We start from the raw sequence: 13,838 nt of genomic DNA on the forward strand, positions 1-13,838 counted from the left end.
CCCCGCGGTCAGCCGGGGAAGCGATCCATCAGCGGCAGTGCCGGGACGGAACGCCGGTGGGCCGCGCGGCGGACCGGCGGACCGCACCAGCTGTCGGTGCGGCGTTCGAACAGCGCGCAGGACGGGCCGGTCGTCAGTGGGTCGGCGATGCGGGCCAGGGTGAAGCCGGCACGGCGGTAGTAGTCGTGGAGGTGGCGGTTGGCGGTCCAGGCATCGAGGCGGACCCAGTCCCGGTGCTTCTGGTCGGCCAGCCGTGCGGCGTGGGCGAGCATCCGGTGCCCCACCTGCAGGCCCGCGAACCGCAGGTCGACGATCATGAAATGCACGATCACCGACTCGGCCAGCTCCCACGCCGACCACAGTCCGGGATCGGCTCGCTGGTTGACCGTGATCGTCCCCGCGGGCTCACTGTCGACCTCCGCGATCCACGTCTCACCGCGATCCAGCGCCCGCCCGACCGCCCCGGCGAAGATCTCGATCGGTCGGCCGCGCCCCGCCACCGTCCACTGATCCGACCCGCGTGCCGTCAGCCACGACGTGCGCTGGACGCGCAGGCGGCAGATCAGCGGCAGGTCGCCCAGGGTGGCCGGGCGCAGGCGCACCGTCATGGCAGCGCGACGGCCAACCGGGGTGCGATGCCCAACGTGCGGGCGATGACGTCGGTGCCCGTGGTGTCGCCGAGCTGATAGGCCAGCTGGTTGCGGCCCGCCAGGGAACGGTGGCGGGTGGCGCGGGTGACGCGTTCGTGGTTGGCGCCGATGCGCAGATGGTCGAGCAGGACGGTGCCGGTGGCTACGCCGAGCACTGCCGCTTCTTCGGCGGTGGCGGCGCGGGCCAGCACGGTGTCGCGGTGGGCGGTCTCGCCGTAGCCGCGGTCGGCCAGGCGACGGGTGGTGCCCTCGGGGATGTCGTGTGGCGAGTCGATGCCCGCGGCTTCGGCGAGGTCGCGGGGGTAGAAACTCACCTCCCACGACCACGGTTCGTTGTCCAGGTACTGCACGACCGTGCGCGCGAGCACCCAGGAATCGGCGGCGACACCGAGCCAGCGCGCGACTTCGGTGTTCGCGGGTTCCATCCTGGTGCTGAACTGCTTGGACGGTTCCCGGTTGGCCGCGCGCGCGATCTCCTCGAAGATGTCGTGCGCCGACCTGGGCCGATCGCGCCGGATGTGGTCGGTGACCACCGACTCCAGGACTTCCTGGTTGCGCACGATGGTGCCGCGGGAAGTCGCTGTGTAGACGAGATTTTCAGCGACGAGCACCTGAATCGCGTTGCGTGAGGTGGTGATCGAGACCTGCATCTGATCGGCGAGCTCGGAGTGGCTGGGTAGCCGGTCGCCCGGTTTCCATGTGCCCGCGTGGATCTCCTCACGGAGGAGGTTCGCGATCCGGAGATAGGTCGGACCGTCCGCCATCATGCTCCTCGGTAGGTCGTGCAGGTAACGAAGTGTACTCGTATCGGTTACCTACGGCCGAGTAATGCTTGACAGAAAGCTTGCGAGGTTTATTGTAATGAACGTCCTGATCCGGTGCTCTGCGGCGATGACGGCGAGGCAATGTGGCTGGTTCGGAGAGTTCAACAGTTGTCATGGCTTTCCCCGACACAGTGCGGAGTGTCGATTCCGCCGGGCTCCCGGCAGCTACCGGTCTGTTACCCCTCTCCGACATTCTCGTCCGGGCGTGTCGTGGACATCGGGTGGTCGGGGGACCGCTGCTGTGGTTCGCGCGCGATCTGGCCGTGCTGCACGAGAAACGCATCGTCGGGCGCGGGGGCCGAGTCGACACCGATCCGGTGGTCCTGCGCGAAATCGACTGCCGGCGTAGTGAACTGGTGCTGGCGATCGACGACTGGGTGCTGCGGTCCATCCCGCAGCACCGCCTCGGCGCCACGCTGCACACGGAGACCGTCGGCGCGGTCATCGACCGCATGGCCGAGGCTTCCGTGCGAGCGCACCACGCCCTGATGACGCTGGCGGCCAACGACGAAATGCTGCACTGCGCGTGGCATCACCTGGCCGAATTGGCCGACGCCTACGACGATCTGGTGCGTGACGTACTGGCCGGGCGCAGGCGGCTGCCCGAGTGGTGAGCTAGCACTTCGACCGCACACCACGTCCGCGGTGCACACCGCGGACGTGCGTGTCAGCCGAGCCGGTGGTGGTGGACGCCGAACTCGTCGGCCACCGTCGCCGCCAGTTCCACATACGCGCGCTTGGTGGTCTTGTGCAAGCGGTGCAGGTCGATCTCGGCGCCCTCGGAGAGGTGCTCGTCGAACGGGATGATGTGAACGGCGCGGCAGCGGGACAGGAAGTACTCGCGCAGCTGCTGGACGCCGACGTTGGGTGAGCCCTCGCGCGGGAGGTTGATCACGACCACCGCGTTGCGGACCAGGTGGTCGTGGCCGTGCAGGGACAGCCAGTCCAGGGTCGCGGCGGCGCTGCGGGCGCCGTCGATGGCGGCCGAGGAGATGAGCACGAGCGAATGGGCGAGGTCGAGGACGCCGCTCATCGCCGAGTGCATCAGACCGGTACCGCAGTCGGTGAGGATGATGTTGTAGAAGCGCTGCAGGATGCGGGCCACGGCCCGGTATTCCTCGTCGTTGAACGCTTCCGACGCGGCCGGATCACGCTCGCTGGCAAGGACTTCCAGGCGACTCGAGCCCTGGGAGGTGTGCCTGCGGACGTCGGAGTAGCGCTGGATCGCCGGGTCGAGCAGCAGATCGCGCACGGTCGAACGGGTCTGGATGGCGACGCGCTGCGACAGGGTGCCGAAGTCGGGGTTGGCGTCGACGGCGATCACTCGGTCGCCGCGGATCGAGGCGAAGATCGAGCCGAGACCGGTGGTGGTGGTGGTCTTGCCGACGCCGCCCTTCAGTGAGAGGACCGCGATGCGGTAGTCGCCGCGCACAGGCTGGCGGATCCGGGCCACAAGTTCCTGCAGGCGCAGCTCCTCGGCGGACATCCCCGGGTTGATCGCACCGCCGGACACGTGGTGCACGGCCTTGCGCCAACCACTGCCGGGGGCCTTCTTCGCCCGCTTGACCGGGACGTCGTCGAGCGAGGGCTGGTAGCCCTGTGGCTGTGCGCCCCAACCCGGTTGGCCGTAGGGCTGCTGGTGGCCCTGCTGGTAGTTGCCCGGCTGCTGGTACTGCTGCGGCGCGTTCGGCTGCTGGTACTGCTGTGCGTGCGTGCCGTCGGGCTGGTACTGCGGACCGGGCCCGTTGGGCTGGTGGTACTGCTGTGCCGGTGGGCCGTCGGGCTGGTACTGCTGGCCGGGGCCTTGCGGCTGCTGGTACTGCGGCGCGGGCGTGCCGTCGGCTTGGAACTGCGCTGCCGGACCGTTCGGCGGGAACTGTTGCTGCGCCCCCTGATTCGGCTGCTGATACTGCGGAGCGGGGGAGCCGTCGGGCCGATACGGCGGTACGGGAGCGCCGTCGGGATGCTGCGCGGGAGCGGCATCGGGCCGATACTGCGGTGCCGCACCGTCGGGCCGCTGGGCGACGCCGTCGGGACCGTACGTGGGCAGGCCGTCGGGCTGCTGGTGCTGGGCCGGGGTGCCGTCGGGGCGGGGATACGGCGACGCGGTGTCGGCCGCCTGCACGAATTCACCCGAGCGATAACCGGTCTGCGCGGCGCGTGCTTGTTCCGCGGGGTCGGTGCCACCCTGCCGACTCACCTGACCGTGCTCACCCGGCGCCATGCCGTGTAGCCGTGGATCGTCGGACCGGTACACCTCGGTCCGCCCATCCGGCGCATGCGTCGGCGCGACCGGTGCCGGATCACCGGGGACCGGGTTGTATTGCGTCGCGGGGTAAGCCGACGGCGGCACGCGCTCGCCCGATGCGTACGGCGACTGGTGCTCGGTAGCCGGTGGCTGCTGCGGAGCTACGGACTCGCCGGAGCTGTACGGCGACCCGTGTCGTGGCGCGATCGCGTCCTCGCCGGGCGCGGACAGCCCGTCGGCCGAGTGGCGCGCACCGGTTGCCGCCGATTCGGCGGACTCCGCGGCGGTCGTCGCCGTGGTCGGTTCGGGCACCTCGGCGGCTGACGGACGAGGCGGTGTGGCCTGCTCGGTCTCCTGGAACGACGATGCCGAGGAAGGCTGTACATCGGCCGACTGCTCGACCTCGCCGGGCGCGGGTATCGACAGTGCGTCCGTGCTGGGTTGTTCGACCTCATCACGCGCGGTGACCGGCGATAGCGCCGGGTCCGGTTGCTCGACCGTCTGCTCGGCAGCGACGGGCCGCGGTTCGGCGGTGGTCGGCTGCGGCGGGACGGTCAGGCGCGGTGGGGCCTGGGTCGGGCGCGCGGGCGGGTCCGGCAGGGGAGGGGGCGGGGGAAGGTCGGGACGCTGCTGGTTCGGGCCGAGCGGGGTGAAGCCGGTCGACGGTGGCGCGGGCGTGCGGGTGGGGAGCGCGTTCGCGGCGTGATCCACCGCCTCGCTGATCGGCGCGGGTATTGCCGGGCCCGCGTGCACAGGCCCGCTGCTGGGTGCGGGCGGGAGCGAAGGGGGTGTACCGGTGGATGCCGGTGCGTGATCCGCCGGTGGCCGACCCGACGACCACGGAGCCGCTGTCGACGCCTGACCGCCGGCCCACGGCGCCGGATCTGCGGCCGAGGGCCCCGGAATCGACGACGGACCGCTGGTGTCCGGTCGCGGCGCCGGATCAGCCGGCGGCGGTGGGCTGACCGGCGGAGTCAGCGGGTTCGGGGCAGCCTGCCACCCGGCGCTGGGCTGTGCGGGCGCGGCCTGCTGGTGTGGCTGCTGGTATTGCGACGTATCGCGGCCGGCCTGGGGTGCGGGCTGCTCGTAGGTGGGCTGCGGACGCGGTTGCTCTTCACGGCGGGGCTGCTGGTGGGACGGGCCGGGGATCAGCGGGTCGGCGGGCTGCTGCGGGGTGGACCAGCCGGAACCGGACTGGTGGGTCGGCTCGGCGGGGCGGCGCTGGTCGACAGCCTCGCCCGGACGTGGGGTGGCTGCCTCTTCCTCGGATTCGCGATCCTTGCGGCGGCGCCTGCCCTTTTCCTTGCGCGGCGCGTCGTCACCGCGCCCGCCCATGAAGCGGCGGCGTTTGGGTGCGTCGTCGATCTCGTCGTCCTGGGGCAGGTTCTCGACCGGAGCCTCGTAACCGACCTGTGTGACGTCGCTCTCCGACAGCCACGGCGGCAGCATGGGGAGGCTGTCGTTGTTGCGGCTCACCGGCACGCCTCGCTCACCAGGGTCCCCCGATCTGATCGACCCACTTCTCCGACGCCGGTGAGTTTACGCGACAACCCCCACGGCGTGGTGGCCGCCCGGTGGCTGGACACCGTGCTCAGGGCGGCGCGCTCGCAGGCCTTCCGATTGTGCGGCACGGGGCCCGGTCAGGGTGTACGGTTCGGGGCACTTTTGCCTCTGGCCGCCCGGCCCGGTAAGCTTGAGCGGCGGTGCACCTATGCGCCGACTGTTCGCATGCATGTCGACGGGCTCTTGGTCGACGTCACACACGCGGACGGCCATCAAACTCAGGTTGAGCGTAACCGGGATCGCGGAGGATATGGCGAAGAAAGACGGGGCCATCGAGGTCGAGGGTCGAGTTGTCGAGCCGCTGCCCAATGCGATGTTCCGGATCGAGCTCGAGAACGGTCACAAGGTTCTCGCGCACATCAGCGGAAAGATGCGGCAGCACTACATTCGTATCCTTCCGGAAGACCGCGTTGTCGTCGAGCTGTCGCCGTACGACCTCTCACGCGGCCGGATTGTCTACCGCTACAAGTGATGCCTGACGGCGTCGCGAGCCTCACCGGCGCGCGGCGTCGCACAGTGTCCCGGCAACGGGACGCACACCAGACTTCCCCAGTCCTCTGGCTGGGGAAAAACTGTGTTCACACCACCTGTGTGGACCAATACAAGATTGGACTGACGTGAAGGTTAATCCGAGCGTCAAGAAGATCTGCGAGAAGTGCAAGGTGATCCGCCGTCATGGTCGGGTCATGGTGATCTGCGACAACCTGCGCCACAAGCAGCGTCAGGGCTGATACAGCCTCACCACCGGGCACCGATCGTCTGATCGGACTGACCGAAAGAAGCACTCCCAGTTCCAGCGCGCACGCACTTGTGCGCGCCATCCACCGGCACGGAGGCCGGTGCCCCCATTTTGTACACGGGGGGACGGACGGGGAGCAGACCTCCGCAACCATTAAGGAACCTGCCACATGGCACGTCTGATGGGCGTTGATCTCCCGCGCGAAAAGCGCATGGAGATCGCGCTGACCTACATTTTCGGAATCGGGCGCACCCGCGCCACCCAGATCCTGGCCGAGACGGGCGTCAGCCCGGACCTGCGCTCCAAGGACCTGAGCGACGACGACCTGGCGAAGCTCCGTGAGTTCATCGAGGCCACGGACTACAAGGTCGAAGGTGACCTGCGCCGCGAGGTTCAGGCCGATATTCGCCGCAAGATCGAGATCGGCTGCTACCAGGGCATCCGCCACCGTCGTGGCCTGCCCGTTCGTGGTCAGCGCACCAAGACCAACGCGCGTACGCGCAAGGGTCCGAAGAAGACCGTCGCCGGCAAGAAGAAGTAGGGATAGCGTATGCCTCCGAAGAGCCGGGCCGCTGGCCCGAAGAAGACTCAGAAGTCGCGTCGCCGGGATAAGAAGAACATCCCGCACGGCCACGCGCACATCAAGAGCACGTTCAACAACACCATCGTCTCGATCACCGACCCCGAGGGCAATGTCATCTCGTGGGCGTCGTCGGGTCACGTCGGTTTCAAGGGTTCGCGTAAGAGCACCCCGTTCGCCGCGCAGCTCGCTGCCGAGAACGCTGCCCGCAAGGCGCAGGAGAACGGCGTCAAGAAGGTCGACGTGTTCGTGAAGGGCCCGGGTTCGGGCCGCGAGACCGCGATCCGTTCGCTCCAGGCCGCCGGCCTGGAGGTCGGCTCGATCTCCGATGTCACTCCCCAGCCGCACAACGGCTGCCGTCCGCCCAAGCGGCGTCGCGTCTAATAGCGGGAAAGGAAAAAGCTCAAAATGGCACGTTATACAGGCCCCATCACCCGCAAGTCGCGTCGTCTGCGCGTCGACCTCGTCGGAGGCGACCAGGCGTTCGAGCGTCGTCCTTACCCGCCCGGCCAGCACGGCCGCGCGCGGATCAAGGAATCCGAGTACCTCATGCAGCTGCAGGAGAAGCAGAAGGCTCGCTTCTCGTACGGCGTCATGGAGAAGCAGTTCCGTCGTTACTACGAAGAGGCCAACCGCCTCAAGGGTAAGACCGGCGACAACCTGCTCCGTCTGCTCGAGTCGCGTCTGGACAACGTCGTGTACCGCGCCGGTCTGGCCCGTACCCGTCGTCAGGCCCGTCAGCTGGTCAGCCACGGTCACTTCATCGTCAACGGTGTCAAGGTGGACGTCCCCAGCTTCCAGGTCTCCCAGTACGACATCATCGATGTCAAGGAGAAGTCGCTCCCGACGCTGCCCTTCCAGGTGGCTCGCGAGACCGTCGGCGACCGCCCGGTTCCCGGTTGGCTGCAGGTCGTCCCCGGCCGCCTGCGCATCCTGGTGCACCAGCTGCCCGAGCGCGCGCAGATCGATGTGCCGCTGCAGGAACAGCTCATCGTCGAGTACTACTCGAAGTAATCGCTTAACGGTGGGGGTCGCTACGCGGCGACCCCCACAATCACTGACGAGGCATCAAATAGCGGATGCCCTGAACAGGAAGTAGATCCTCATGCTGATTTCCCAGCGTCCGACACTGACCGAAGAGGTTGTGGCGGAGAACCGCTCGAAGTTCACCATCGAACCCCTCGAGCCGGGCTTCGGTTACACCCTCGGCAACTCGCTGCGTCGTACCCTGCTGTCCTCCATCCCGGGGGCCGCGGTCACGAGCATCCGCATCGACGGCGTCCTGCACGAGTTCACCACCGTCCCCGGCGTGAAGGAAGATGTCACCGACATCATCCTGAACCTCAAGGGCCTGGTCGTGTCCTCCGAAGAGGACGAGCCGGTCACCATGTACGTGCGTAAGCAGGGCCCGGGCACCGTCACCGCCGGTGACATCGTTCCGCCTGCCGGCGTCATCGTGCACAACCCGGACATGCACATCGCCACCCTGAACGACAAGGGCAAGCTCGAGATCGAGCTCGTCGTCGAGCGGGGCCGCGGTTACGTGCCCGCCGTGCAGAACAAGGCGACCGGCGCGGAAATCGGCCGGATCCCGGTGGATTCGATCTACTCCCCGGTGCTCAAGGTGACCTACAAGGTCGAGGCCACCCGTGTTGAGCAGCGCACCGACTTCGACCGTCTCATCCTCGACGTGGAGACCAAGAACTCCATCACGGCTCGGGACGCGCTGGCTTCGGCCGGTAAGACCCTGGTCGAGCTCTTCGGCCTGGCCCGTGAGCTCAACGTCGAAGCCGAGGGCATCGAGATCGGCCCCAGCCCGGCCGAGGCAGATCACATCGCCTCGTTCGGTCTGCCGATCGAGGACCTGGACCTCACCGTCCGGTCCTACAACTGCCTCAAGCGCGAGGGTGTGCACACGGTGGGCGAGCTCGTTGCCCGCACCGAGTCGGACCTGCTCGACATCCGCAACTTCGGCCAGAAGTCCATCGACGAGGTGAAGGTCAAGCTGCACACGCTGGGCCTCTCGCTCAAGGACAGCCCGGCGTCGTTCGACCCGTCCTCCGTGGTGGGTTACGACGCGAGCACCGGAACGTGGAGCGACAGCGGCACGTTCAGTGATACCGACGGCGGCGAGCAGGACTACGCCGAAACCGAACAGCTTTAATACGCCCAGGAGAAACCCACAATGCCCAAGCCCAAGAAGGGCCGCCGGTTCGGCGGCTCGGCGTCGCACCAGAAGGCGATCTTCGCCAACCTGGCCACGGCGCTTTTCGAGCACGGTCGGATCACGACCACCGAGGCCAAGGCCAAGGCGGTGCGTCCCTACGCCGAGAAGATCATCACCAAGGCGAAGGGCGGCAGCCTTGCCGACCGTCGTGAGGTCATGAAGGACATCCGCAACAAGGACGTCGTGCACGTCCTGTTCGCGGACATCGGCCCCTCGTTCGAGGGTCGCGAGGGTGGCTACACCCGTATCACCAAGGCGCTGCCGCGCAAGGGTGACAACGCGCCGATGGCCATCATCGAACTCGTCCGCGAGAAGACCGTGACCAACGAGGCCGATCGGGCCCGTCGCGTCGCCGCTTCGCAGAAGACCGAAGAGGCTCCGGCCGCTGAGGTCGAGGAGACCGTCGCCGACGAGACCGTGGCTGACGCCCCGGCCGCCGACGAGGCCACCGAGGACAAGAAGGACGCCTGATTCTCAGGAGTTCTGCCGAGCCCGTCACCCTTCGTGGGTGGCGGGCTCGGTTCTTTTCCGCGTGCGAATTCAGGAGGATGGCATGACTCGGGTGCGGCTCGGGATCAGTTATGACGGCACCGATTTCACCGGCTGGGCACGTCAGCCGGGGTTGCGCACCGTGCAGGGCGTGCTGGAGGAGTCGCTGTCGAAGGTGTTGCGTGAGCCGCTGCAGCTGACGGTCGCCGGCCGCACGGACGCGGGCGTGCACGCCGAGGGACAGGTCGCGCACTTCGACACCGAGTCCGAATTCGATGCCGGCAAGTTGCTGTACCGGATGGCCAAGTTCCTGCCCAAGGACGTGCGGATCACCGAAATCCGCACCGCCCCTCCCGAGTTCGACGCCCGCTTCTCCGCGATGCGCCGCCACTACGCCTACCGGCTCACCACCGCCCCCTACGGCGCCCAGCCGTTGCAGGCGCGCGGGGTGGTGCCGTGCAAGCCCGGCGTAGACCTCGAGGCTATGCGCGCCGCTTCACGAAACCTGTTGGGCCTGCACGACTTCGCCGCCTTCTGCCGACGTCGCGAGGGCGCGACCACCATCCGCGAACTCCAGCGCTTCGACTGGGAACGTGACGGCGACCTGCTCACCGCCTACGTGAGCGCCGATGCCTTCTGCTGGTCGATGGTCCGCAGCCTCGTCGGCGCCGTCCTCGCGGTCGGCGAGGGCCGCCGCGCCCCCGAATGGACTACGTCCCTGCTCGCCGAGACCGCACGTTCCAGCTCGGTGACGGTCGCTCCCGCCCACGGTTTGAGCCTCATCGCCGTCGACTATCCGGCCGACGCCGACCTCGCCGCCCGTAATGCTCAAACCCGGGAATCCAGAACTGTGCCGGTGCCCGAAGGCGGTTGCTGCGGCGATTAATAGCCGTATCCATTCACCGAATTTGTGACACCTGAACTGTCGAGTGGCGATCCGATATTTGTTCGAGACTTTTCCCTATTCGAAGAAAAGAAGGAAATTTTCTTGTCTCGGCCACCGAGTTGTGGTGGTGGCGCTCACGTTATCGGTGTGGTAATCGGTGACGATGCTAGATTTCCCAGACGATGGATACTTCCTCGGCCACCCCATTCGACGAGTGGCAGCGATCATGGCGGAGACACGAATGGCGCCAGCTGAATTCGGGGCGAGCATGCGCCCTGTCGCGGTGGAATAGCGACGTCGGGCGATGACGTCGTTCGAAGGTTTTCCCGAGATCTGCTCGACCGCGCAGATCGCGGTGCCGGACGCTTTCGCGCACTGGGAACAGCTGGTCGCCGGCGCTATCACCGAGGTGTCGATCGCGCCCACCGTGTCGCGCCCGTTCGAGGGGCGGATCAGGTCGGCCGACTTCGGGGACATCTCCGTGGGCACGGTGGTCGCCGAGGGGCACGAATTGCGCCGTACGCGTAGGCATATCGCCAGGGCCGACGATTTCCACGTCATCGGGAGCGTGGTGCTCGCCGGCCACGCCCAGGTGGAGCACGCGGGCAACCGCGTCGAGCTGGCACCGGGCGCGATGATCTTCTACGACACCTCGCAGCCGATTCGGTGGCGCTCGGAGGGTCTGATCGAGGATCTCACGGTCCGGGTGCCCCGGCAGCAGGTCGTCGACTACCTGGGTATCCGTGCCGATGTGCTGCCTGCCGGGATGGTGATCGGGGAAGGGGGCGTCGGGTTCATGCTGGCCAGATTCTTCCGCCAGGTCGCCCAGCTGCACAGCACCGATCCGGCGGCGGCGGCTGTGCTCGCAGGCAGCGGCATCGACCTCCTCGGTGCGGCGGCCACCATCGCGGCGGGCGAGCGGCCCGGGCGGGCGCAGATCGCGGCGGTGAACGGGCAGCAGGTGCTGGACTATCTGCGCGCCCATTTCACCGACCCCGAACTGACGATCGAGCGGATCGCGGACGGCTGCCGGGTGTCGCGGCGCACGCTCTATCGGGTGGTCGCGGAGTTCGAGGGCGGGCTCGGGGCGGTCCTGCGCGGAATGCGGTTGGAGCGGGCGCGGGTGTTGCTCGTGGCGAGCGACTTCCGTTCGATCGCGGCGGTAGCGACCGCGTCGGGATTCGCCACCGAGCGACAGTTCTATCGTGCGTTCCAAGCGGCGACGGGCATGACGCCGGGTGAATACCGAGTAGTAGCTCGTTCCGGCGCCGATATCGGCTGACGATTGCCGTCAAGACGGGTTAGGTGATGTGCATCACATGGATGTTTCATATTGAAAGACTCATGACGGTTATCCGCTGGAATCGGCGGTGCTAGACGCATTTCCGATGTCGACAAACCATCCCATTCGGAAACAGTTGATGGAAATTGGACGGTTGATCTGGCAGGCTCGGCCACGGGCGAGCCCGACGATTGTGCGACGCCAACTGTTTGCTGTTCGACTCGGATAGGGAGCGAGGTGGTTGGCATGGAGATCGCGCAGACCCGCGCCGGAGCACGTGAATCGTTTGCCGAATGGGAGTCGCTGCTGTCGGAGAGTTACGTCCCGCTGATGGCGGATCCGAGCGGAGACGGCACCTTCCACGGCCGCATCGAGCGCAGCAGTCACCCCGGCTTCGATCTGTCGACGGTCCGCGCGAGCGGCCAGCGCATCCGCCGCACGCCTCGCGGGATCGCCAAGACCGACGGTGAATTCCTCCTGGTCTCCATCCTGACCGAAGGCTCCGGCCTACTGCACCAGGACGATCGAGTGGCCTCGGTCCGCCCCGGCGACATGGTCTTCTACGACACCTCGCGCCCGTACCACTGGGACCTGGAGGGTCCGTGGGCGCAAGTCGTGGTGCAGACGCCACTCGAGGTCCTGCGCCAACAGCTCGGCCCGGGCGGATCCCCGTTGCCGACCGCGGTGACGGTCGCCGCCGACAGCGCGGGTGGGGTGGTCGCAGGCTTCTTTCGCGATCTGGCCCGCATCCAGCAGAGCGCTCCCGGCCATGCGACTGTCCTGGCCGACAACGGTGTCAAACTGCTCGCCTCCGCGGTCCGGCTGGCCTCGGGCGAAATCCCGTCGGGTCAGCCGGCGCAGGCGCTGTCCCGTGAGCAGGTGCTGTCCTTCATGCGGACCCGGTGCGCCGACCCGAGCCTGACCGTCGACGACATCGCCCGTGCCTGTCTGGTATCGCGTCGAACGCTGTACCGGCTCTTCGGTGATGTGGAAGACGGACTCAGCGCCGTGCTGCGGCGCATGCGGGTGGAATGCGCGCGCACCCTGCTCACTCGCGACCCCGGCCGCGCGACGGCGACGGTCGCGCTCGCGTCCGGCTTCGCCTCCGAACGACACTTCTTCCGGGCCTTCCGGCTGGAGACGGGGATGACTCCCGGCGAATTCCGCATGCTTGCGTCGAGCGCGCTGTCTATCTGATACCGCCGTTCCCACGCGATATTCGGTAGCCCTTCGGCGAAACTCGTCGCAATCGGCGGATTGGCACAAACGGTCAGTCGGCTGGCACGGGATGACAGTTTGTGTGGCGCCATTCTGCGAGAGAGTGAATTGAACACTCTTCACTGGTTGAGCGATAAGGGGGCACGATGAGTCGGGTACGCGTGGCAGCGGTGCAAGCCGAGCCGAAGTGGTTGAATCTGTCTGCCGGAGTCGAACAGACAATCGAATACATCGCGTCGGCGGAACGCGGCGGCGCGCAGGTGATTGCTTTTCCGGAGACATTCCTGCCCGGATTCCCGTGGTGGATGTGGCTCAATTCGGTCGATTGGGGTGAGGAATTCCTGGCCAGGTATCTGGCCAACGCGCTGACCGTCGACGGTCCCGAACTGCGTGCCATCGCGTACGCCGCCCGGCGCACGGGCGTGCACGTCTCGATCGGCTTCGCCGAGCGGGCCGGACACGAGGTCTTCATGTCCCAGGCGTTGATCGATGCCGACGGCACCATCGCCGTCGCTCGCAAGGCGGAACCGACCGGGCTCGAGCGCACTGTCTTCAATGCCTCGCCCGGTGGGGGACCGCTGGTTCGTGACACCGTGCACGGCCGGATCGGCGTCCTCGGCGGCGCCGATCATCTCCGCGCCGACCTGCGTGGACAGATGCACGATCAGCGCGAGCAGCTCCACGTCGCCGCCTGGTCGGGCTTCACCGTGTACTACGGGGAGGGCAAGGAATGGGGGCCCGACCTCAATACCGCTGCCAGTGTTCGCTACGCGATGGACGGATCGACCCATGTCATCGCGCCCGTCGCGGTCGTGCCGGTGGCAGGCTGGGAGGTCGTCGACGCGCGGATGCCGGAGCGGCGCCTGCTGCGTGGTGGTGGCGGCCTCTCGCGAATCTTCGGTCCCGGTGGACTCGAACTCGCCGCACCGCTGGCGGAAGGCGAAGAGGGACTGCTCTACGCCGATCTAGATCTCGGCCGCACCGTGCGCCCGGCCGCCGCGGCCGCGCCCCGCGGTGAGCGCTTGCCGGTCCGGGGGCCGAGCGGTCGGATCGTGCGGCGTGAGCCGGTGCGCGTCGGCCTCGCGGGGGCCTGAGGCGACGGCCGCGAACCACAGTGCGACGAAGCCGGACG

15 protein-coding genes are annotated in these 13,838 nt (G+C 67.6%); 12 read left to right on the top strand and 3 right to left on the bottom strand.

The genetic code is table 11. The annotated features are described in order from the left end of the window. Nucleotides 1-8: 8 nt before the first annotated feature. Together ACFULV_RS28410 and ACFULV_RS28415 are read right to left on the bottom strand one after the other, a co-directional pair. Nucleotides 9-608 (bottom strand): GNAT family N-acetyltransferase, encoded by a 600-nt coding sequence (locus ACFULV_RS28410; RefSeq protein WP_378661937.1) that lies wholly within the window; start codon nt 606-608, stop codon nt 9-11. Beyond that, nucleotides 605-1,414: a GntR family transcriptional regulator gene (locus tag ACFULV_RS28415; protein ID WP_378632344.1), complete on the bottom strand. Its 810-nt coding sequence runs from the start codon at nt 1,412-1,414 to the stop codon at nt 605-607. The genes ACFULV_RS28410 and ACFULV_RS28415 overlap by 4 nt, the downstream gene beginning before the upstream one ends. A 281-nt stretch (nt 1,415-1,695) precedes the next feature. On the opposite strand from ACFULV_RS28415, the gene ACFULV_RS28420 reads away from it, so the two are divergent. Beyond that, the gene (locus tag ACFULV_RS28420; protein ID WP_378632346.1) at nt 1,696-2,088 is read left to right on the top strand and encodes a DUF4254 domain-containing protein; all 393 of its coding nucleotides are present in this window, start codon (nt 1,696-1,698) and stop codon (nt 2,086-2,088) included. A 53-nt stretch (nt 2,089-2,141) separates the two neighbouring features. Here the strand turns inward: ACFULV_RS28420 and ACFULV_RS28425 are convergent, their stop codons facing one another. Then, nucleotides 2,142-3,698 carry an AAA family ATPase gene (locus tag ACFULV_RS28425; protein WP_378662051.1) on the bottom strand — a complete coding sequence of 519 codons (1,557 nt, stop codon included), beginning with the start codon at nt 3,696-3,698 and terminating at the stop codon, nt 2,142-2,144. Nucleotides 3,699-5,535: 1,837 nt separating this feature from the next. Here ACFULV_RS28425 and infA point away from each other — a divergent pair. The 11 genes from infA to ACFULV_RS28480 all read left to right on the top strand — a co-directional run bounded on the left by infA (nt 5,536) and on the right by ACFULV_RS28480 (nt 13,800). Continuing rightward, nucleotides 5,536-5,757, top strand: coding sequence for a translation initiation factor IF-1 (gene infA, locus ACFULV_RS28430; RefSeq protein WP_003418601.1), 222 nt, complete (start codon nt 5,536-5,538; stop codon nt 5,755-5,757). 145 nt (nt 5,758-5,902) lie between these two features. Beyond that, the gene (gene rpmJ / locus ACFULV_RS28435; protein ID WP_056818299.1) at nt 5,903-6,016 is read left to right on the top strand and encodes a 50S ribosomal protein L36; all 114 of its coding nucleotides are present in this window, start codon (nt 5,903-5,905) and stop codon (nt 6,014-6,016) included. Nucleotides 6,017-6,193: 177 nt separating this feature from the next. After that, entirely contained in the window at nt 6,194-6,565 is a 372-nt protein-coding gene (rpsM, locus tag ACFULV_RS28440) for a 30S ribosomal protein S13 (protein WP_378661940.1), read from the top strand. 9 nt (nt 6,566-6,574) lie between these two features. After that, nucleotides 6,575-6,988, top strand: coding sequence for a 30S ribosomal protein S11 (gene rpsK, locus ACFULV_RS28445; protein ID WP_019045110.1), 414 nt, complete (start codon nt 6,575-6,577; stop codon nt 6,986-6,988). 24 nt (nt 6,989-7,012) lie between these two features. Continuing rightward, nucleotides 7,013-7,618 (top strand): 30S ribosomal protein S4, encoded by a 606-nt coding sequence (gene rpsD / locus ACFULV_RS28450; protein WP_378632347.1) that lies wholly within the window; start codon nt 7,013-7,015, stop codon nt 7,616-7,618. A 91-nt stretch (nt 7,619-7,709) separates the two neighbouring features. Continuing rightward, complete coding sequence (locus tag ACFULV_RS28455; protein WP_056818293.1) at nt 7,710-8,768, top strand: DNA-directed RNA polymerase subunit alpha; 1,059 nt, start codon at nt 7,710-7,712, stop codon at nt 8,766-8,768. A 21-nt stretch (nt 8,769-8,789) separates the two neighbouring features. Next, complete coding sequence (gene rplQ, locus ACFULV_RS28460; protein WP_378661942.1) at nt 8,790-9,302, top strand: 50S ribosomal protein L17; 513 nt, start codon at nt 8,790-8,792, stop codon at nt 9,300-9,302. Between the two features lie 91 nt (nt 9,303-9,393). Further along, nucleotides 9,394-10,206 carry a tRNA pseudouridine(38-40) synthase TruA gene (gene truA / locus ACFULV_RS28465; RefSeq protein ID WP_378662053.1) on the top strand — a complete coding sequence of 271 codons (813 nt, stop codon included), beginning with the start codon at nt 9,394-9,396 and terminating at the stop codon, nt 10,204-10,206. 304 nt (nt 10,207-10,510) lie between these two features. Further along, entirely contained in the window at nt 10,511-11,488 is a 978-nt protein-coding gene (locus ACFULV_RS28470; RefSeq protein WP_378661945.1) for a helix-turn-helix domain-containing protein, read from the top strand. Between the two features lie 246 nt (nt 11,489-11,734). Continuing rightward, entirely contained in the window at nt 11,735-12,685 is a 951-nt protein-coding gene (locus ACFULV_RS28475) for a helix-turn-helix domain-containing protein (RefSeq protein ID WP_378661948.1), read from the top strand. Between the two features lie 167 nt (nt 12,686-12,852). After that, nucleotides 12,853-13,800: a nitrilase-related carbon-nitrogen hydrolase gene (locus tag ACFULV_RS28480; protein ID WP_378661951.1), complete on the top strand. Its 948-nt coding sequence runs from the start codon at nt 12,853-12,855 to the stop codon at nt 13,798-13,800. Nucleotides 13,801-13,838 lie beyond the last annotated feature (38 nt).

Origin of the sequence: Nocardia sp. NPDC057272, assembly GCF_042668615.1 — a bacterium.
Lineage (GTDB): Bacteria > Actinomycetota > Actinomycetes > Mycobacteriales > Mycobacteriaceae > Nocardia.

Excerpts from the sequence above, each read along its gene's own strand:
- ACFULV_RS28410 (WP_378661937.1), bottom strand. The coding sequence starts at position 608 with ATGACGGTGCGCCTGCGCCCGGCCACCCTGGGCGACCTGCCGCTGATC.
- ACFULV_RS28415 (WP_378632344.1), bottom strand. The coding sequence starts at position 1,414 with ATGGCGGACGGTCCGACCTATCTCCGGATCGCGAACCTCCTCCGTGAG.
- ACFULV_RS28425 (WP_378662051.1), bottom strand. The coding sequence starts at position 3,698 with ATGGCGCCGGGTGAGCACGGTCAGGTGAGTCGGCAGGGTGGCACCGAC.
- infA (WP_003418601.1), top strand. The coding sequence starts at position 5,536 with ATGGCGAAGAAAGACGGGGCCATCGAGGTCGAGGGTCGAGTTGTCGAG.
- rpsM (WP_378661940.1), top strand. The coding sequence starts at position 6,194 with ATGGCACGTCTGATGGGCGTTGATCTCCCGCGCGAAAAGCGCATGGAG.
- rpsK (WP_019045110.1), top strand. The coding sequence starts at position 6,575 with ATGCCTCCGAAGAGCCGGGCCGCTGGCCCGAAGAAGACTCAGAAGTCG.
- rpsD (WP_378632347.1), top strand. The coding sequence starts at position 7,013 with ATGGCACGTTATACAGGCCCCATCACCCGCAAGTCGCGTCGTCTGCGC.
- ACFULV_RS28455 (WP_056818293.1), top strand. The coding sequence starts at position 7,710 with ATGCTGATTTCCCAGCGTCCGACACTGACCGAAGAGGTTGTGGCGGAG.
- rplQ (WP_378661942.1), top strand. The coding sequence starts at position 8,790 with ATGCCCAAGCCCAAGAAGGGCCGCCGGTTCGGCGGCTCGGCGTCGCAC.
- ACFULV_RS28470 (WP_378661945.1), top strand. The coding sequence starts at position 10,511 with ATGACGTCGTTCGAAGGTTTTCCCGAGATCTGCTCGACCGCGCAGATC.
- ACFULV_RS28475 (WP_378661948.1), top strand. The coding sequence starts at position 11,735 with ATGGAGATCGCGCAGACCCGCGCCGGAGCACGTGAATCGTTTGCCGAA.
- ACFULV_RS28480 (WP_378661951.1), top strand. The coding sequence starts at position 12,853 with ATGAGTCGGGTACGCGTGGCAGCGGTGCAAGCCGAGCCGAAGTGGTTG.